The organism is Micromonospora sp. GCM10011542, from assembly GCF_042650685.1.
GTDB lineage: Bacteria > Actinomycetota > Actinomycetes > Mycobacteriales > Micromonosporaceae > Micromonospora.
Window position 1 is genome coordinate 16,134 of sequence record NZ_JBHSBO010000014.1, and the last position, 17,472, is coordinate 33,605.

Sequence of the window (17,472 nt, forward strand, 5' to 3'; positions counted from 1 at the left end):
ACTCAGGCCGGGTAGACGGGCAGTTCGGGGCCTTCCTGCAACCACACCAGCGTGGTCGGCACGGTGAACTCCCACGGGCTGCCCTCGGGCAGCGCGCCGGCCAGGTCGTCGGTCTGCGCCCGCACCTCGTCGGCGATCGACTTGTACAGCGGGTCGTCGATGGTCGGCGGCTCGCCGCCGAGCCAGACCCGGTCGGCCAGCCGGGGGCTCCTGCGAGCGAGGAAGTACGCGACCGCCAGGTTGTACGCGGGCGACACCGGGACCACCACCCTGGCCGCGCCCGCCTGCTTGAACTGGGCGAACAACGGGTCGATGTCGGAGCGGTTGCTGGCCTCGGTCCACTTCGTCTTGCGGCCCCAGAAGTACGGATAGAACAGGTAGGTCATCTGCGGCCAGTCGAAGGCCTGTTCGAAGAACTGGATGACCGGGCCCTCTGCCATCGCCTCGTGCACGTCGACCTCGGGCAGCTTCGCCGGGGCGTCCGCCGGGTCCGTCATCGCGTTGTAGTCGCTGAGGTGGCTGCCGGTCATCATGGTGACACACAGCTTCTTCAGCTCGGTGCGCTCGATCTCCCGATTGGTGGCCGGGTTGCGGCCCTGGATCACCACGGCCCCCTCCTGCGCGCCGGCCTGGGCCACCTTCTGCTCGTACGCCGTCTTCATGGCCAGGTAGGCCGTGCTGATCTTCTCGAAGGTCTTGTTCTGCCAGTCCTGCAGGTGCGCGTCGTCCCGGTAGCAGTTGATGCCGACGTTGACCGAGTACGCGTTGATGTCGTACCCGATGCAGCTGACCGCCATGGGCCCTGTCGGGTTGTCGAAGGTCTCCGGGGACTGCGCCCACCCCAGGGTGTGCACTCCGCCCTGCTTGACCGCGGTGCTGGTGACGAGCTCGGCGGCGTCGTCACCGATCTGGATCGAGAATCGGGGCCCGCCGACCACGTAGATCAGCGACACGTTGGCGATGTAGTAGATCATCGTGTAGCCGTTCGGCACGACCAGGTCCTTGAGCATCTTCGATACGGTCTTGCCGTTGTCGACGCCACTCTGCTCGAACGACGTCGCCGCGTACGTCCATTCCGGCGGCGGCGTGGTGATCCCCTGGGCGTTGTAGCGGCTGGCGAACATCTGGTAGTTCGACTCGTCGAGGTCGGCGGCGGTCAGCGGCTTGTTCTTGGCGTTGACGAAGGGTATCGGCGGTTCGGCGCCCACGACGGTCTTCGGCCGTAGCTGCGAGGCGAGCCAGTACGCCGCCGGCTGCGGCACGATGAACTCCAACATCAGCCGCCGGCCGTAGTTGTAGACCTGTGCCCGGTAGCGCTTGTCCACCCAGCGGTAGACGCCGGTGATGTGCGCGGCGCCCTGGGCGTTGTCGACGCCGTGGGTGTTGGTCTCCTCGACCTCGTGGAAGGTCCTGGTGGTGCGCTCGGTCTTCACCTTCTTCTGGATCTTCGTGACGGAGCGGTCGACCACATCGCGCGCGAAGTTGGAGCTGCTCCTGGTCGACTCCTGCTTTGACGTCGCGTAGGCGAAGTCGCCGTGCGCGGTGGTGACGACCGGCCCGAACGCGGCGGTCACCGTCACCCCGGCCTGCACGCTCATGTCCTCCTTGACGGTCCGGTCGGCCTCCTTCTTCAGCTCGAACCGGTCGGTGGACTGCTGGTCGCGCTCGGTCTCGTTCACCTCCTCCGACGACTCGAAGTAGGTGGTCTCGACCCGGTCCAGCATGCGGTGCACCCGCTCGCGGTGCTCGCCCTTGAGCACGTTCTCGATGTGCGCGACCTCTCCCGGGGCGTACCCGAGCAGGGTCTGCTTGACCACCTTCAGGTCGCCGACGCCCAGCGGCCGGATCCGGCCGCTGACGTCCACGTCCGGGCTCGTGCCCGGGTCGGGGTCGGGGTCGAAGATCGGAGGCAGGTCCAGGCCCGGCACGATGGTGCCCACGTCGTTCAGATCGAGCGTGCCCGACAGCGCCCGGAACTCGCGCCGCAGCGCCGGATCGTCACGCAGAGCGTCCACCCTCCGCAGCAGCTTGGTCAGGTGGGTCTGCGCGGTCGCGGTCGCCGTCGGCACCGCGGTGGCCTGCCCGATCCGTAGCCGCGCCGCGACACTCCGCGCCTGCTCGGACAGGCTGGCATCGAGTACCCCGGCCATGCTCGCCACCCGCCCCAGCGTGATCCGGTTGCGGAACACGTCGCCGTGCTGGGTCGGCTCCTCCGACAGCACCCGCTCCCGGATCGGCGCGGCGTTCGCCCGCACGGCGTTCAGCAGCGCGCGGGTCGCCGCGACCTCCTGCAGCAGCGCGCGGACCGGCTCGTCGGACACGTCGGTACGCCCCGCCACCGAGGCCGAGCCGCGCCAGCGTCCGGTCTCGGGCGCCTCGACGACCGCGAGCTCCGCGGGCACGACCGGCGTGGCGGCCAGCGCGGTCACCGCGTCGGCGGCGGTGGTCGCCGCCTCGGCCCGCCACAGTGCGGCGAAGTGCAGTGCCCGCAGCGCGGCCGTCGGCGTCTCCAGGTCGGGTCCGGCCGCGGGCCCCTGACGATACGCCCGGTACAGCGCGTCCCAGGCCGTCCCGGCCAGCTCGGCGGCGTCGCGGTCGGCCAGGGCGAGCACGTCGCGCAGCTCCGCGTCCGCGTCGCCCAGCGGGTCGCCGCCGGGCTGTGCGCCGAAGCGGTCGGCCAGCGCACGCGCCGCCTCGGCCAGCGCGGCCAGCCGCGGGTCCAGGTGCCGCGAGGACTCGCCATCGTCGTTGCCGGCGAGCGACCCACCGCCGAGGGTCCTGCGCTGGTCGGTGATCAGGCCGAGGGCCGCCTCACGCTGTCCGACCAGTTGCGGCGGACGTACGGCGACGAACTTGAAGGCATCGACCGTCTGACTGTCTGGCATGGGTCCGTTGTAGAACCTCACGCGGCGCGCGCACAGTGTCTGTCGGAAAGCGGCCTCGCCGAACCGGCCACCGGTGGTTCACCGGGAACCTTTTTCACCCACCTCGCACCTCGCCCGGCAGAGCAGGCACCATGGCCCCGGTGCGACCACTGACGGCAGATGAGTTCAAGGCCACGTTCGGGACACCGCCGGCACCAGTCGACGTCGATGAGCCTCCTCCGTTCGACTTCTGGCCCTACTTCGACGCCATCCCGCAGGATCACTTCGCCGGCCACGACTTCAGCCGTGAGGAGGTGACGAACGTCTGGCAGATGCCCGACGGGACGCACCAGCACGTCCTCATCGCGTCCGGTACCCCGAACGTGTTCATGGTGCTCGTGCTCAACCTCCGAACAGCATCAGTACTCGGTCACCACCTGCTCAACCTCAACGAGCTCTACGGGCTCAGTCAGTCACCCACGACACCACCTGACGAACGATAGGAGCGTCCGGGCTACGTCAGCTCCCGCGCCGAGGCCACCGGTCACGTGACCGACCAAGCGAACGTGGCCTGATGACGATGCGGCTCACGGGTGGACGAAGAACTAGTGGGTCAGGTCGCGGCGGGCTCGGCGCTTCGCCCGGGCCATCCGCCACAGGAATGCCGGAGTGGGCGGGACCCAGCCGAGTTGGGCGGCCATGCCGAGGTCGTCGCGGTTGGCCCAGTGCTCGATGAGCTGGCCGTCCCTGACTCGGAACCAGTGGGTCTGCGTGACCGCGAACGTGCGGCCGGTCGGCGGGAACGCCTGGTCGACCTCGCCGCGCTCGTCGTACGCCACGAACGGGCCGACCTGGCGTCCCGACATGGTGCAGTGCACGGCGACCAGGTCGCCGTCGGTCACCACGTGATGGATGTCGAAGTTCAGATCCGCGAAGGCGGCTCGTAGCCAGCGGGCGGTCGCCGCGAACGCGGCCGGCCCCTGCCCCCGGCAGGCCGCCGGCTCGGCCTTCGCCTCGCGGTTGGAAGCCTGCGGGTGTACGACCTGGGCCAGGTCCGCGAGGTCGCCGGAGGCCATGATCGTCATGGAGCGTACACAAGGATCGGTGTCGATGGTGCCCACGATGCCCCCTTCGGAAGTACCAGGTACAGTGAGCAAGTATTCAATACCGATGGGCGGTAAGCAATGCCTCGTCGTGCATACGACAACACCCGCCGTGCCGAGCAGGCGGGGCTCACCCGCCGCCGCGTCCTGGACGCGGCCCGCGAGCTGCTCATCGAACGCGGCCCCGCGGCGGTCACCATGCGGGACGTCGCCACGCGCGCCGGTGTCTCGGCCGAGACCGTCTACAAGACGTTCCGCACCAAGGCGGCGCTGATCAAAGACGTGTACGACGTCACGCTCGCTGGCGACGACGAGCCCATCCCGATGATCGACCGCCCCGAGATCAAGGCGGTGTTCGCCGCAACCAGCCCGCGGGACAAGCTCGCCCGGTACGCGTACGCCGCCCGCCGGGTCGGCGAACGCGTGGGGCCCCTGCTCGCCAGGCTGCTCGCGGCTGCCAGCGGCGGCGACGCCGACCTCGCGCAGTTCCGCGAGACCATCAACCGCGAACGCCTGGTCGGCGCCGGCGCTCTCGTAGGCCACCTCGCGGCATCCGGTGGCCTACGCGTCGACGTCGAGCCCGACCGGGCACGGGACATCGTCTGGACGCTGATCTCACCCGAGGTCTACGAGCTGCTCGTCGGTGGCCGAGGCTGGTCGCCCGACGAGTACGAGCAATGGCTGGCCCAGTCGCTCACCGCCGCCCTCGCCGCCCGCTGACCCGGTACACGCGGACTCCACCACCGAGTGCCACCACTGCACGATCCGCGAACGGAACGCCTCGGCGTCATGAGGTTCGCGGGCGACGTATGGTCCACGCTGTGAACGACACCGCCACGACCCGGCAGGCTGCGCACGACTACGTCGATCACCTGGAACGCCGTGACTGGCCCGGGTTGGCCGGCCTGCTCACCGACGATGTGGTCTACGAGATGCCGCAGACCCGGGAACGCATCCGCGGCAGGGATGCGTTCCTGCAGTTCAACATCGAGTATCCCGGTGATTGGCACCTGCGGGTGCGACGGGTGGTCGCGGACAGCGGGGTGGCTGCCCTGTGGCTCGACGTCCGGGTAGGTGATGAGCAGCAGGATGCGTGTGTCTGGCTCGAGGTGTCCGAACACGGACTGATCAGTCGGGTCGTCGACTACTGGCCCGAACCCTACGAACCGCCGCAGGGCCGCGAACACCTCGCGGAGCGGTGGTGACGACCACGCCTCACCGTGGAGGGCAGGTCAAGGCTTCATGTCTTCCCAGGTGGTCAGGCAGAAGGGGTGACCGGCCGGATCGGCGTACACATAGCACTGGCCGCTGTTGGGTTGGAAGTCGTACTTCGTCGCTCCCGCCGCGAGCACCCGTGCTTCGGCGGCCCCCCGATCAGCCACGAAGAACTCGAGGTGCATCATGATCGATGAGGCCGGGTCGGGCCAGGTCGGTGGCGTGTAGCCAGGTACGGCCTGGAAATCCATCCGCCCGCCCGGGCTCTGGACCGTGGCCCAGTGCTCGTCCAGATTGGTCACCGCCCCGCCGGTGATGTCGGCGTAGAAGGCCGCCAGGCGGCCGACGTCGGAGCAGTCGAGCGTGGTTGAACTGAGCCGGATCGAGTCGGACATGCCGTCTCCTTCACGTCGTGGGCGAGGGGTTGCCATCACGTCGGCCATTGTGAAGATGACGTGCGACGGATTGGACAGGTGTTGTCACCCCGGCAGGCAGGACTCCAGGTCGCGGCGGGTGAGGGCGGCGCGCAGCCGCAGCGCTTCCGCTGCCAGATTCTCCCGGCCACCCTGCTCGCGGTCGATGGCGCAGACCACCGAGTCGACCTCGGCGCCAGCCGCCCGCAGTTGGCGGCACGACGCCAGTAACGCCCCACCGGTGGTCACGACGTCCTCGACCACCACGACGCGCCGGCCGTCCACTGGGCCACCCTCGGTCGCCTTGCCGGTGCCGTACTCCTTGGCCTGCTTCCGGACGAAGACGGTCGGCAACCCGGTCAGCTGCGACATCACCGTGGCGATCGGTATGCCACCCATCTCCATCCCCGCCAGCACGTCGCACTCCGGCAGCAGGGCAACCATCGTCTCGGCCACCTCGCGCAGCAGACCGGGTTGCGCCTCGAACAGGTACTTGTCGAAGTACTCGTCGCTCACCTGCCCGGAGCGCAGGCGGAACGACCCGGTCAGGTGGCAGGTCTGGTGGACGCGAAGCGCGAGCGGGGAAGTCACGCCTTCATCCTCACATCCCGTCCCGAGGACCTCCGGGTCGGTTGGAGCCGGCGGCGACGGGGCCACGGCCGGGTCGGCCACGCCATTCGATCTGTCCGGCTATCGTGCTCTGTCATGGTTGCTTCTGCCGCCGACTCCTGGCCGACCGACGAAGACCTGCGGGTCGCGCATTCGCGGTTCGCCGCACGCATCCCCGGTTATGTGCAGCCGACCGCGTACACCCTCGCGCGCAGGGATCCGGGCGGGCTCACGGTGGGGTATCTGAACGGGCCGGGCGGGGAGCACCGGCTGCCAGCCGCCGTCCTGGCCTCGGTGTGCGGCTACGTCGACACGTCCGGGGTCTTCCGGCTCAGCCGCGAGCAGGCGGCCAAGGCCGTCGAGCTGCTGACGCCGGCCGAGGCCGCGACCCACTGGGAACACCCGAACCTCTGGTCATGGCGCACGTTGCTCGCCGGCGCCGAGCACGGCTGCTCCTTCCTCGCCTACTTCGTAGCCCCCAGGCGCGGCGTCCGGATGCCTGGGCCGGCTGGCACCTCCTGATCTTCGACCCGAAGAGCCGTCGAGTGCTCCCGCCGCGCCGCGTGTCCGAGCCGCGGCGGCGCCGTCGAGGCGCACAGCTCGGGCTGGGGCAAGACTGGATCCGTTCCAGAACAGTAGGCTATGGTCATCTGGTGACGTCCGACTTCGAGGCACAGCTGCGGGCGGTCTCGTTGCGCGTGACCCGGCCCCGGTTGGCGGTGCTCGCGGCGCTGCGCGACCACCCGCACGTCGACACCGACACGGTGATCGCGCTGGTCCGGACGGATCACCCGACGGTCTCCCACCAGGCCGTGTACGACGTCCTGCGGGCGCTCACCGACGCCGGCCTGGTGCGGCGCATCCAGCCGGCCGGTGCCACCGCCCGCTACGAGTCCCGCGTCGCGGACAACCACCACCATGTCGTGTGCCGCTCCTGCGGCGCGATCGCCGACGTCGACTGCGCCGTCGGCGATTCTCCCTGTCTCACCGCCTCCGGCGACCACGGTTTCGTGGTCGACGAGGCGGAGGTCGTCTACTGGGGCACCTGCCCCGACTGCGCGACCGAACGCACGCCACAGTGATCCGCCAGCTCGGAAGGAAGCAGATGAGCGACACCCAGGACAACGGTCCCGTCAGCGCGCAGGGCGTGGACAAGAAGGCCGCGGCTGGCTGCCCGGTCGCGCACGACTCGGTGACCGCGCACGGCAGCGAGAGCGAGAACCCGGCGATCGACTCGCCGACCCCGAAGACCGGCGGTCGCCCGCGTACCAACCGGGACTGGTGGCCCAACCAACTCGACCTCTCGGTGCTGCACGCCCACTCGTCCAAGGGCAACCCGCTGGGGACGAACTTCAGCTATGCCCGCGAGTTCGCCAAGCTCGACGTCGAGGCCCTCAAGCGCGACATCGTCGAGGTGCTCACCACCTCGCAGGACTGGTGGCCGTCCGACTTCGGCCACTACGGCGGCCTGATGATCCGGATGAGCTGGCACGCCTCGGGCACCTACCGGATCGAGGACGGTCGCGGTGGGGCCGGTGACGGCGGTCAGCGGTTCGCTCCGCTCAACAGCTGGCCGGACAACGCCAACCTGGACAAGGCCCGCCGGCTGCTGTGGCCGGTCAAGCAGAAGTACGGCCAGAAGATCTCCTGGGCCGACCTGCTCGTGCTCGCCGGCAACGTCTCCCTGGAGTCGATGGGCTTCAAGACCTTCGGCTTCGGCTTCGGCCGGGAGGACGTCTGGGAGCCCGAGGAGATCTTCTGGGGCCCGGAGGACACCTGGCTCGGTGACGAGCGCTACGCCTCCGAGAAGGAGATGGTGGCCGGCGTCGGCGCGACCGAGATGGGTCTCATCTACGTCAACCCGGAGGGCCCCCGCGGCAACGCGGACCCGCTGGCGGCGGCGCACTTCATCCGCGAGACCTTCCGCCGGATGGCGATGGACGACGAGGAGACCGTCGCCCTCATCGCCGGCGGGCACACCTTCGGCAAGGCCCACGGTGCCGGCATCGCCGACGACCACGTGGGCCCGGAGCCCGAGGGAGCTCCGCTGGAGGCGCAGGGCCTCGGTTGGCTGAGCACCCACGGCAGCGGCAAGGGCCCGGACACCATCACCAGCGGCCTCGAGGTGACGTGGACCGACGTGCCCACGCAGTGGAGCAACCGCTTCTTCGAGATCCTCTTCGGCTACGAGTGGGAGCTGACCACGAGCCCCGGCGGCGCCAAGCAGTGGGTCGCCAAGGACGCCGAGGCGATCATCCCGGACGCCTTCGACGCGTCGAAGAAGCACAAGCCGACGATGCTCACGACCGACCTGGCGCTGCGCGTCGACCCGGCGTACGAGAAGGTCTCGCGCCGCTTCCTGGAGCACCCGGAAGAGTTCGCGCTCGCGTTCGCCAAGGCCTGGTACAAGCTGCTGCACCGCGACATGGGCCCGGTGAGCCGCTTCCTCGGGCCGTGGGTCGCCGAGCCCCAGCTGTGGCAGGACCCGGTGCCGGCCGTCGACCACGAGCTCGTGGGTGACGCCGACGTCGCCGCCCTCAAGGCGAAGGTCCTGGAGTCCGGCCTCACGACCGCTCAGCTGGTCTCCACCGCCTGGGCCTCCGCCGCGAGCTACCGGTCCACCGACAAGCGCGGCGGCGCCAACGGCGCCCGGATCCGTCTCGAGCCCCAGCGCAACTGGGAGGTCAACCAGCCGGAGCAGCTCGCGACCGTCCTGGGCACGCTCGAGGGCATCCAGCGGGACTTCAACGCCGCCGGCGGCGCGAAGATCTCGCTCGCCGACCTGATCGTGCTGGCCGGCTCGGCCGCCGTGGAGAAGGCGGCGCGCGACGCCGGCGTCGAGGTGACCGTGCCGTTCCGGCCGGGGCGCACCGACGCCAGCCAGGAGCAGACCGACGTGGAGTCCTTCCGGGTCCTCGAGCCGCGCGCCGACGGGTTCCGCAACTACCTGCGGCCGGGCGAGAAGACCCAGCCGGAGGTGCTGCTCGTCGACCGCGCCTACATGCTCAACCTGACCGCGCCCGAGATGACCGTCCTGGTCGGCGGCCTGCGTTCGCTCGGTGCCAACGTCGGCGGTGCGCAGCACGGCGTCCTCACCGACCGGCCCGGCGTGCTCACCAACGACTTCTTCGCCAACCTGCTCTCCCCGGGCACCCGGTGGCGGGCGTCGGAGTCCGAGGAGCACGTGTACGAGATCCGCGACCTGGCCACCGACGAGGTGAAGTGGACCGCCACCGCGGTCGACCTCATCTTCGGCTCCAACTCCCAGCTGCGGGCCCTCGCGGAGGTCTACGCCAGCCAGGACGCCGGTGACAAGTTCGTCGCCGACTTCGTGGCGGCCTGGACCAAGGTCATGGAACTCGACCGGTTCGACCTCGTCTGACCGGCGCCAACCACGGGCCCGGTCGATCCATCATCGGATCGACCGGGCCCGTCGCGTCAGGCCGGACCGATGCGGAAGCCGCTCAGCGGGCTTTCTTCGTCGCCCGCTTGCGGGGCGGCGTCAGGAGGTCGGCGATCGCCGCGATCGCGGACGGCACGATGCGGTAGTACGCCCAGACACCGCGCTTCTCGCGCTCGATCAGGCCGGCCTCGGTGAGGATCCGAAGGTGATGACTCACGGTCGGCTGCGAGAGACCGAGCGGCGCCGTGAGGTCAGTCACGGACGCCTCGCCCTCCGGAGCGGATTGGATCAGGCTGAGCAGTCGCAGCCGGGCCGGGTCGGCGAATGCCTTCAGCACCCCGGCGAGCCGCTCGGCATCGGCACGCTTGATCGGCTCGCCAGTGAGCGGCGAGATGGCAGGCATAGACGTCTTGGCAGTTCCCACGCCGTCCATCGTTGCATCAACCGCATCGACAGGCCGGTGGAACGAGCACCCGGTCGCGGCGAAATTGCAGGTAGAAACCGAATCGCCCCCGCTGGCCCGTCCGCGCCGGCCCGACCTGGAGGCTCGGCCGGGGCGAATCAGCCGGTCAGGTCACCGATCGCCTCGTCCACCGTCGTGGCCAACAGGTCGGGCAGGAACTCGATCAGTTCCAGGGTGAAGCGCACGGCGGTTCCCTGCGGGGCCACGACCCGCACCGGAGCCCGCCGGTGCCGGAAGGCGGTCACCAGCCGGTCCAGGCACCGCAGTCCCGCACTGTCCAGGAAGCTCACCGCGGTGAGGTCGATGACCACCCCCGCGGCGGCTCGGGTGGCGGTGAGCACGTCACGCTCCACCAGCTCGGCATTGGCGTGGTCGACGTCCCCGCGTAGCTCGACGACCTCGCAGCCGCCCTCGTTGCGCACCGCGACCCGGTCCTCAGCACTCACCGCACGGTCCTCCCGAGCTGCCGGCTCATCAACACGTTGGTCCCCTCGCCGCGATCGACGACGAGGTCGTCCATCAGCCGTCCCATCAGGGCCATTCCCCGCCCGCGGTCGACGCTCGCGCGGGGCGCACGCCACTGACCACCGTCGGAGACCCGCAGGCGCAGGATGTCCCCGTCGATAGTGGCGGTGACGACGACCGTGCCGGCCCGGTTGCCCGCGTAGCCGTGCTCGATGGCGTTGGCCACCGCCTCGGAACAGGCCAGCACGACGCCGAAGCGCTCGATCTCGTCGACCTCACAGGCGGCGAGCCAGGCCTGCAGCTCGGCCCGCATCGGACCGAGTTCGGACATCGAGGCCGGGAACTCCGAGCGGAACCGGGGGGCGCCGTCGAAGGCGAGAGCGAGCAGGCACATGTCGTCGTGGCCGCCCTCGCCGGCCAGCAACGCGTCGCTGACCTCCTGGGTCAGGGCGGCGAGTGGCGCGTCCGGTCGGCCGCCGAAGGCGTCGGCCAGCCGGCCGAGCCCCTGGTCGATGCGCTCCCCGCGGCGTTCCACCAACCCGTCGGTGTAGAGCAGCAGTCGGGATCCCCGCGGCACCGTCATCTCGGCCTCCCGGCGGGAGCGGCTGGCGGCCCCGGTGCCCAGCGGCCCGGACCGGCCCTCCCAGAGATAGCGGGGGTCGCTGCCCGGTGACAGCAGCAGCGGTGGGGGATGGCCGGCGCAGGCGTACCGCAGCAGACCCGTGTCCAGCGTCAGCTCGGCGTAGGCGAGGGTGGTCATCTGACCGGCCTCCAGCGTGGCGACGAAGTCGTCCATGTGCCGCAGCAGGGTGGCCGGACTGCACCTGGCCTTCGCCAACGCTCGTACCGCGCTGCGCAACTGGCCCATCGCGCTCGCCGCCCGAATGCCCCGCCCGACCACGTCGCCAACCACCACGCCGACTCTTCCCCCGGACGTGGCGAACGCGTCGTACCAGTCTCCGCCGACCTCGAGGGCCTTCAGGGCGGGCCGGTAGACGGTGACCACGTGGAAGCGTGGGTCGCTCGGCCGTTCGCTGGCCAGCATGCTGCGCTGCAACGTGAGGGCGACCTCGCGGTCCTGTTCGGCCAGGCGGGCGTTGTCCAGGGCCAGGCCAGCGCGGTCGGCAAGATCGAGCAGAAATTCGACCTCGAGCCGCTCCCGCGTCGACCCTCCGACCAGCAACAACGTGCCGATCACGAGATTGCGGGCCCGCAGCGGCAGGACGACGGCCGGGCGCCCGTCCGGGGCGGCCAACGGCACGGGCTCGGCGACGCCGGTCTGGGCCACCGTGTGCACGGTCGCTCGGACCTCCGCCGGAATGGGCCAGGGACCCTCGGCGCCGCTGGTGATCGTCTCGTCCCGCTCGGGCCGACGCGGTGACGCGCTGGCGGCCAGCCACCCGTCGTCCTCCGCGTGGACCATGTCGACCTGCGCGTACTCGGCGATGTCCGGGACCAGCAGGCTGACCAGCCGCCGGGCCCGGTCGGCCGGGCTGACCGCCTCGTCCAGGTCCCGTCCGACCCGGGCCAGGACGGACGACTGCCAGGCCCGCCGCGCGGTCTCCTCGTGCAGCCGTACGCGCTCAAGTGCCTGCCCCGCCTGCCGCCCCAGCGTCCGCATCAGCTCGATCTCGTCCGGCGGGAACTGCCGGTAGCCGGCGAAGCCGAAGGACACCGCGCCCACCACGCGCTCCTCGACCAGCAACGGGGTCACCGCACGCCCGTCCGGGTCGTCGTGGTGCACCACCACGTCCCGGGCGCGCACGGCACGCGCCTCGGGCGTCGAGCCGTCGACGGCCGTCTCGCGCGGCGGCTGGTCGGCGGGGTTCGGGTCGCTGAGCCCGGCCTCGGTGAGGGTGGTCCCGTCGGCGTTCAGCAGCCACACCGTGGTCACCGCCGCCTCGAACGCCTCATTCCCGGCAGCCACGATGGGGGCGACGATCTGTTCGGCACGTTCGATCGAGGCGCACCGGGCCACCATCTCCTGCAGTACCCGCAACTGCGCGGCGATCCGCTCGGCGCGCCTGCGCTCGTCCAGCAGCTCGCGTTCGTACCTGCGGCGGTCCGTGGCGTCGAAGACCGTCATCCGCATCACCGACGACCCGGTGGTCGGTTGGCGCCGCAGGACCGCGTTGACGAGCGTGTCCAGCCGCCCGCCCGCGGCGGTGCGGAACTCGATCGCGACGCCCCGCACCTCACCCTGCATGTGCAGCAGCGGCGTGAGGTGAGTCTCGTGGAAGATGCGGCTGCCGACGGTGTAGATCTCCTGGATCCGGCGGCCCAGCAGCTGCGTCCGCCGGTAGCCGGTCCAGTCCAGGAAAGTCTGGTTGACCCGGGCGACGGTTCCGTCCGGCAGGACGGAGAGGTAGCCGCAGGGAGCGTCCTCGTACAGGTCGGCGGCGCTCTCCTCCAACAGGGGCGCGAGCGGCTCCCCCGGCGGTTGTGGTCCGCTCACGCCCGTTCGTCTCGCAGGAACGCCTGGATGGCGTCGGCCGTCTCCTCCGGGGCGCTGAGGTTGGGGCAGTGCCCCGTGGCCTTCAGCACGACCAGGCGACTGCCGGGCAGGTGGTGGTGGACGTACTCGCCGACCTCGTACGGGGCGATCACGTCGTTGGAGCACTGCAGAACCAGACTCGGCACCGTGACGCTCGGCAGATCGCTGCGGTTGTCGGAGAGGAAGGTGGCGCGCGCGAACTGCCGGGCGATCGTCGGATCCGTCCGGCAGAAACTGTTGGTCAGCTCTGAACCCAGCTCCGGGCGGTCCGGATTGCCCATGATGACCGGCGCCATCGCCGCCGACCATCCGAGGTAGTTGCTGTCCAGCGATTCGAGCAGTTCGTCGATGTCGGCCCGGCTGAAACCGCCCCGGTAACCGTCGTCGTCGACGTAACGCGGGGACGGCCCGACGAGCACCAGGCGAGAGAAGCGCTCCGGTTCCGCGACGGAGGCCAGTACGCCGATCGTCGCGCTGACCGAGTGCCCCACGAAGACGACATCGTGCAGGTCGAGCTCGCGCAGGATCTCCAGCACGTCCTCGGCGTAGCCCTGGAGGGAGGAGTAGCGCGCCGGGCGGTACGCGGACAGGTCCGAGTTGCCCGCCCCCACATGGTCGAAGAGCACCACCTGGTGCTCTTCGACGAACCGGGGGGTGACGAAGCGCCACATGTTCTGATCGCAGCCGAAGCCGTGGGCGAAGACCAGCGTCCGACCGGTCCCACTGCCCATGACCTTGACGTTGTTCCTGGCGGTCGCGCTCACGGCCTGGGACATTACCCGCCGGTCCACCGACCGGCCAGCCGAGCGCCGACGGCCAGGACGGCCTCGGCGGCTCGGCGCCTTCGGTCGATCAGCCGGTGCGGCGGGAACGGGTCAGAGCCAGCCCGGCGAGGGCCGTGGCGATCAAACCCACCACCAGGGCAACGTAGGCCCCGCCCCGCCCGTTGCCGGTGCCGATGCCGCTGTCGGAGGTGGCCACCACCAGTCCGCCGAGGGCCATGCCGATCAGCCCGGCCGCCAGGGCCACGGTGGCCCCGAGTCGCCCGTTGCCGGTGCCGACACGACTGGTGGGGCGCGCCAGAGCCAGCCCACCGATGATCACGCCGGCCAGCCCCAGCACCGCGGCCACGCTCGCCCCGAGTCGCCCGGCGCTCATGGTGTAGACACTGGCGGCGACCGGCTGGGCCGAGACGTGCGCGGCCGCCGGTGCGGCGAGTCCGATGACCCCGAGCAGGGCGGGTACGGCGGCGGCAAGCACCAGTCGGACCGGCGTTCCTGAAGACCTCATGTCCCTCTCCTCTTCTCCCGGTTTGGATGTCGCCTGATCATGTCGTCGCGCGCATCGCCGGTCGTCCAGCAGACGGATGCACTTCGCGCTGCCGCCGATGGCGCAGCCGGCTCCAGCAGACGCCGCAGACATCGCGTGGGTACTGCGTGCGCGGTAGGCGGCTGCTCGTCCGCGAGCAGGATTCGCCCGTCGCGCCATCCGGCTAGGGTGCGCCCATGAGCACAGGGCGGGCCGGTTTCCGGGATTGGGTGATCGCCGTCTGCGTGGCGGCGGTGCTGCTGGTCGCCGGGCTGTCCGGGGACCGCCCCGCCACGGCCGTCGACCCGCTCGGCTTCGCGCTGCTGGTGGCCGGCGGCCTGGCTCTGGCCGCGCGCCGTCGGGCTCCGGTCGCCGTCCTGGCCGCCACCGGAGTGTGCGCGGTGGGCTACCAGGCGGTCGGTTTCGACGTGCCCGCCGTCGCGTTCCTGTTCGCGGTGTACGCCGCCGTGCGGGCGGGCCACCGCGTCGTCACCGTCGTGGCGGCGGTGCTGATGCTTGCCGCCCTCCCGCTCGCGGCCCTTGCTCTCCCGGGGGACCTGCCCGTGGGCGAGGCGTTCGCGCGGGCCCGGAACGCCCTCGAACTGGCCTGGCTGGTCGCCGCCGGTGCCGCGGGTGAAGCGCTGCGCCAGGCCGAGCGGCGGGCGGACGAAGCCGAGCGCACCAGGGAGGAGACCGCGCGGCGCCGGGCCGACGAGGAGCGGCTGCACATCGCGCGGGAGCTGCACGATTCCCTGACCCACCAGATCTCGATCATCAAGGTGCAGGCCGAGGTGGCCGTCCACCTGGCCCAGAAGCGTGGTGAACAGGTGCCGGAGGCCCTGCTGGCGATCCGGGAGGCCGGTCGTGAGGCGACCCGGGAGCTGCGAGCGACCCTGGAGGCGCTGCGCGACGACGGCAACACCCCGCCGCACGGGCTCGACCAGCTCCCGGCACTGGTGGAGCGAGCCCGCATGACCGGCCTGGACGCCACGTTGACGATCGAGGGACAACGACACGACGTGCCCGTCGCGGTGGATCGCACCGCCTACCGGATCGTTCAGGAGGCCCTGACCAACATCGCCCGTCACGCCGCCGCCGCCACGGCGTCGGTCCGGATCGACTACCGCCCGGGCACCCTCGCGATCCGCGTCGATGACGACGGCAAGGCCATGGCGGACACCACCCCGGTGCCCGGCGTCGGGCTGCTCGGGATGCGCGAACGGGTCACCTCCCTCGGCGGTCGTCTGCGCGCGGAACCGCGCGGTGAGGGCGGGTTCACCATCCAGGCTGAACTCCCCGTGGGTCGGACGTCGTGATCCGCGTCCTGCTGGTCGACGACCAGCCGCTGCTGCGCAGCGGCTTCCGCGCGCTCCTCGACGTCGAAGACGACATCGAGGTGGTGGCCGAGGCCGCCGACGGGGAGGAGGGCTTGGCTCTCGCCCGGCGACATCTGCCCGACATCGCGCTCATCGACATCCAGATGCCGGTCATGGACGGCATCGAGGCGACCCGGCGCATCGCCGCGGACCCCGCCCTGGCCCGGGTGCACGTCGTCATCCTGACCAATTACGGCCTCGACGAACACGTCTTCCACGCGCTGCGCGCCGGCGCCGCCGGATTCCTCGTCAAGGACATCGAGCCGGAAGACTTTCTGCACGCCATCCGCGTCGCCGCGCGCGGCGACGCCCTGCTCGCACCATCGATCACCCGCAAGCTCATCGACCGGTACGTGACCGAACCGCTGCACACGGGCACGGCCACGAGGCTGAACGGGCTGACCAACCGCGAACGCGAGACCGTCGCTCTCCTCGCGCGTGGCCTGTCCAACGACCAGATCGCCCAACGCATGGTGATCAGCCCATTGACCGCCAAGACCCACATCAACCGGGCCATGGCGAAACTCCACGCCCGCGACCGCGCCCAACTCGTGGTCCTCGCCTACGAATCCGGCCTGGTGTCCCCGCGCAGCGGCTGAGGTGGACGCTTCGACCGTCGTCGACGCGCTGGTCAGGCTCGCGCTGCCGCGGGAAGCCCGTGACATGATTGCGCCCATGGGGAAGCAGCAGGACGTCGGCGGGCCCGACCGTCACAGCGGGTCAGGCACCACCGAGCACCGTGCGCCCGACGGCAGCGCGGACGAGCGGCTCGCCCTCGCGCAGGACCCCGCAACGCCACAGATGACCCTCATCGACCTCGCTTCCGACCCGTCGGCCGTGGTCCGTAAGGCGGTCGCGGCCCGGACCGACGCACCGGCGCAGGCACTGCGGCCGCTGACCCGGGACCATGACCGTCAGGTTCGGGAGGCCGTGGCGAGAAACCCCTCGACCTCGGTCGGTAACCTGCTGCGTCTCGTCAAGGACGCCGACCGGTGGGTCCGCTGGGCGGTGGCCGGCAACCCGGCCTGCGACGAGTCGGTTCGCCGGCTGATGGCGGCGGCATCCGACAAGGAACTTCGCGGTCTGCTCGCGGAGTCGCGGGAGCTGGAGCCGGATCTGGCCGCCGGGCTGATCAACGACGTCTCACCCGAGGTACGGGAACGACTCGCCGCCCACACCCACGACCCCGACGTGATCGCCGCCCTGCTGGCCGATCGCACCGCACGCGTACGCAAGGGGCTGGCCCGCAACCCGCGGACCACCGCCGAACAGCGCAGCGCGCTTGCACAGGACCCCGTGGTCGACGTCCGTGTCGCGCTGGTCCGCGCGGTCGAGCTGGCCGAGGCGGATCTGGAACGCCTGATCGAGGACCGTTCGGTGCAGGTCCGGCTGGCGATGGCGACATCGGAGGTCGTCCCGCCGCACATCCGGCAGGCCCTCACGCGCGATCCCGACGAGATGGTGGCCAGCGCGGCGCGCGATTTCCGCCCCGGGGCCGCCACCTCCCCGGTGATCCGGGCTCCCCGCATCGGTCACCGGCCCTCCGGGACCGGCCGCGGTCGACCGAGCGGCGCCGCACGTTGACCCCGACCGACTGATCGCCCCGGCAGAACCAATTCACCCACCCGCTGGATCCCTTTGTCCAGCGGTGCCGACATCCCGGCAGTAACGGGCGACATTGCTTGGTGCGTCTGTTTCGTCCGTTCGTGAGGCCGCCGGCCCGGCTAATTGGTGCCGCCTGTTCCATTCCGTCCGGCGC

General features: G+C 70.8%; 18 protein-coding genes. 9 read left to right on the forward strand and 9 right to left on the reverse strand.

The features are described from left to right. Positions 1–2: 2 nt before the first annotated feature. A complete protein-coding gene (locus tag ACFOW4_RS03915) occupies positions 3–2,885 on the reverse strand; it encodes a hypothetical protein (protein ID WP_377524464.1) in 2,883 nt (960 codons plus the stop codon). Positions 2,886–3,025: 140 nt separating this feature from the next. Between ACFOW4_RS03915 and ACFOW4_RS03920 the strand changes: the two genes are divergently transcribed. Next, positions 3,026–3,367 (forward strand): hypothetical protein, encoded by a 342-nt coding sequence (locus ACFOW4_RS03920; RefSeq protein ID WP_377524465.1) that lies wholly within the window; start codon positions 3,026–3,028, stop codon positions 3,365–3,367. 102 nt (positions 3,368–3,469) lie between these two features. Here the strand turns inward: ACFOW4_RS03920 and ACFOW4_RS03925 are convergent, their stop codons facing one another. After that, complete coding sequence (locus tag ACFOW4_RS03925) at positions 3,470–3,949, reverse strand: ester cyclase (protein ID WP_377524467.1); 480 nt, start codon at positions 3,947–3,949, stop codon at positions 3,470–3,472. Between the two features lie 99 nt (positions 3,950–4,048). On the opposite strand from ACFOW4_RS03925, the gene ACFOW4_RS03930 reads away from it, so the two are divergent. Together ACFOW4_RS03930 and ACFOW4_RS03935 are read left to right on the forward strand one after the other, a co-directional pair. Beyond that, the gene (locus ACFOW4_RS03930) at positions 4,049–4,687 is read left to right on the forward strand and encodes a TetR/AcrR family transcriptional regulator (RefSeq protein ID WP_377524469.1); all 639 of its coding nucleotides are present in this window, start codon (positions 4,049–4,051) and stop codon (positions 4,685–4,687) included. 89 nt (positions 4,688–4,776) lie between these two features. After that, the gene (locus tag ACFOW4_RS03935) at positions 4,777–5,172 is read left to right on the forward strand and encodes a nuclear transport factor 2 family protein (protein ID WP_377524470.1); all 396 of its coding nucleotides are present in this window, start codon (positions 4,777–4,779) and stop codon (positions 5,170–5,172) included. A gap of 27 nt (positions 5,173–5,199) precedes the next feature. Here the strand turns inward: ACFOW4_RS03935 and ACFOW4_RS03940 are convergent, their stop codons facing one another. Both ACFOW4_RS03940 and pyrE read right to left on the reverse strand, forming a co-directional pair. Further along, entirely contained in the window at positions 5,200–5,577 is a 378-nt protein-coding gene (locus ACFOW4_RS03940; protein ID WP_377524472.1) for a VOC family protein, read from the reverse strand. An 84-nt stretch (positions 5,578–5,661) separates the two neighbouring features. Further along, the gene (pyrE, locus tag ACFOW4_RS03945; RefSeq protein WP_377524473.1) at positions 5,662–6,186 is read right to left on the reverse strand and encodes an orotate phosphoribosyltransferase; all 525 of its coding nucleotides are present in this window, start codon (positions 6,184–6,186) and stop codon (positions 5,662–5,664) included. A 114-nt stretch (positions 6,187–6,300) separates the two neighbouring features. Between pyrE and ACFOW4_RS03950 the strand changes: the two genes are divergently transcribed. The 3 genes from ACFOW4_RS03950 (at position 6,301) to katG (ending at position 9,586) form a co-directional block, all read left to right on the forward strand. After that, positions 6,301–6,726, forward strand: a complete 426-nt coding sequence (locus tag ACFOW4_RS03950; protein ID WP_377524475.1) for a hypothetical protein — start codon at positions 6,301–6,303, stop codon at positions 6,724–6,726. 131 nt (positions 6,727–6,857) lie between these two features. Continuing rightward, positions 6,858–7,286 (forward strand): Fur family transcriptional regulator, encoded by a 429-nt coding sequence (locus ACFOW4_RS03955; RefSeq protein WP_377524477.1) that lies wholly within the window; start codon positions 6,858–6,860, stop codon positions 7,284–7,286. A gap of 23 nt (positions 7,287–7,309) precedes the next feature. Then, positions 7,310–9,586: a catalase/peroxidase HPI gene (gene katG, locus ACFOW4_RS03960; RefSeq protein WP_377524478.1), complete on the forward strand. Its 2,277-nt coding sequence runs from the start codon at positions 7,310–7,312 to the stop codon at positions 9,584–9,586. Between the two features lie 82 nt (positions 9,587–9,668). Here the strand turns inward: katG and ACFOW4_RS03965 are convergent, their stop codons facing one another. The 5 genes from ACFOW4_RS03965 to ACFOW4_RS03985 form a co-directional block, all read right to left on the reverse strand. Then, positions 9,669–10,040: an ArsR/SmtB family transcription factor gene (locus ACFOW4_RS03965; protein WP_377524480.1), complete on the reverse strand. Its 372-nt coding sequence runs from the start codon at positions 10,038–10,040 to the stop codon at positions 9,669–9,671. Between the two features lie 128 nt (positions 10,041–10,168). Further along, the gene (locus ACFOW4_RS03970; RefSeq protein ID WP_377524481.1) at positions 10,169–10,516 is read right to left on the reverse strand and encodes an STAS domain-containing protein; all 348 of its coding nucleotides are present in this window, start codon (positions 10,514–10,516) and stop codon (positions 10,169–10,171) included. Continuing rightward, positions 10,513–12,990, reverse strand: coding sequence for a SpoIIE family protein phosphatase (locus ACFOW4_RS03975; RefSeq protein ID WP_377524484.1), 2,478 nt, complete (start codon positions 12,988–12,990; stop codon positions 10,513–10,515). The genes ACFOW4_RS03970 and ACFOW4_RS03975 overlap by 4 nt, the downstream gene beginning before the upstream one ends. After that, a complete protein-coding gene (locus ACFOW4_RS03980; RefSeq protein ID WP_377524485.1) occupies positions 12,987–13,793 on the reverse strand; it encodes an alpha/beta fold hydrolase in 807 nt (268 codons plus the stop codon). The genes ACFOW4_RS03975 and ACFOW4_RS03980 overlap by 4 nt, the downstream gene beginning before the upstream one ends. Before the next feature lie 88 nt (positions 13,794–13,881). Further along, the gene (locus ACFOW4_RS03985; RefSeq protein WP_377524487.1) at positions 13,882–14,319 is read right to left on the reverse strand and encodes a DUF6223 family protein; all 438 of its coding nucleotides are present in this window, start codon (positions 14,317–14,319) and stop codon (positions 13,882–13,884) included. 215 nt (positions 14,320–14,534) lie between these two features. Between ACFOW4_RS03985 and ACFOW4_RS03990 the strand changes: the two genes are divergently transcribed. From ACFOW4_RS03990 to ACFOW4_RS04000, 3 genes are all read left to right on the forward strand, one after another. Beyond that, entirely contained in the window at positions 14,535–15,653 is a 1,119-nt protein-coding gene (locus tag ACFOW4_RS03990; protein ID WP_377524488.1) for a sensor histidine kinase, read from the forward strand. Then, positions 15,650–16,312 (forward strand): response regulator, encoded by a 663-nt coding sequence (locus ACFOW4_RS03995; protein ID WP_377524491.1) that lies wholly within the window; start codon positions 15,650–15,652, stop codon positions 16,310–16,312. The genes ACFOW4_RS03990 and ACFOW4_RS03995 overlap by 4 nt, the downstream gene beginning before the upstream one ends. A 76-nt stretch (positions 16,313–16,388) precedes the next feature. Beyond that, on the forward strand, positions 16,389–17,297 hold the full coding sequence (locus tag ACFOW4_RS04000) for a hypothetical protein (protein WP_377524493.1): 909 nt from the start codon (positions 16,389–16,391) through the stop codon (positions 17,295–17,297). The last annotated feature ends 175 nt before the right edge of the window (positions 17,298–17,472 follow it).

Bases quoted from the DNA above. Each gene is read 5' to 3' on its own strand.
- katG (WP_377524478.1), top strand. From the start codon at position 7,310: ATGAGCGACACCCAGGACAACGGTCCCGTCAGCGCGCAGGGCGTGGAC.
- ACFOW4_RS03990 (WP_377524488.1), top strand. From the start codon at position 14,535: ATGAGCACAGGGCGGGCCGGTTTCCGGGATTGGGTGATCGCCGTCTGC.
- ACFOW4_RS03925 (WP_377524467.1), bottom strand. From the start codon at position 3,949: ATGACGATCATGGCCTCCGGCGACCTCGCGGACCTGGCCCAGGTCGTA.
- ACFOW4_RS03935 (WP_377524470.1), top strand. From the start codon at position 4,777: ATGGTCCACGCTGTGAACGACACCGCCACGACCCGGCAGGCTGCGCAC.
- ACFOW4_RS03950 (WP_377524475.1), top strand. From the start codon at position 6,301: ATGGTTGCTTCTGCCGCCGACTCCTGGCCGACCGACGAAGACCTGCGG.
- ACFOW4_RS03940 (WP_377524472.1), bottom strand. From the start codon at position 5,577: ATGTCCGACTCGATCCGGCTCAGTTCAACCACGCTCGACTGCTCCGAC.
- ACFOW4_RS03965 (WP_377524480.1), bottom strand. From the start codon at position 10,040: ATGGACGGCGTGGGAACTGCCAAGACGTCTATGCCTGCCATCTCGCCG.
- ACFOW4_RS03985 (WP_377524487.1), bottom strand. From the start codon at position 14,319: ATGAGGTCTTCAGGAACGCCGGTCCGACTGGTGCTTGCCGCCGCCGTA.
- ACFOW4_RS03915 (WP_377524464.1), bottom strand. From the start codon at position 2,885: ATGCCAGACAGTCAGACGGTCGATGCCTTCAAGTTCGTCGCCGTACGT.
- ACFOW4_RS03930 (WP_377524469.1), top strand. From the start codon at position 4,049: ATGCCTCGTCGTGCATACGACAACACCCGCCGTGCCGAGCAGGCGGGG.
- ACFOW4_RS04000 (WP_377524493.1), top strand. From the start codon at position 16,389: ATGGGGAAGCAGCAGGACGTCGGCGGGCCCGACCGTCACAGCGGGTCA.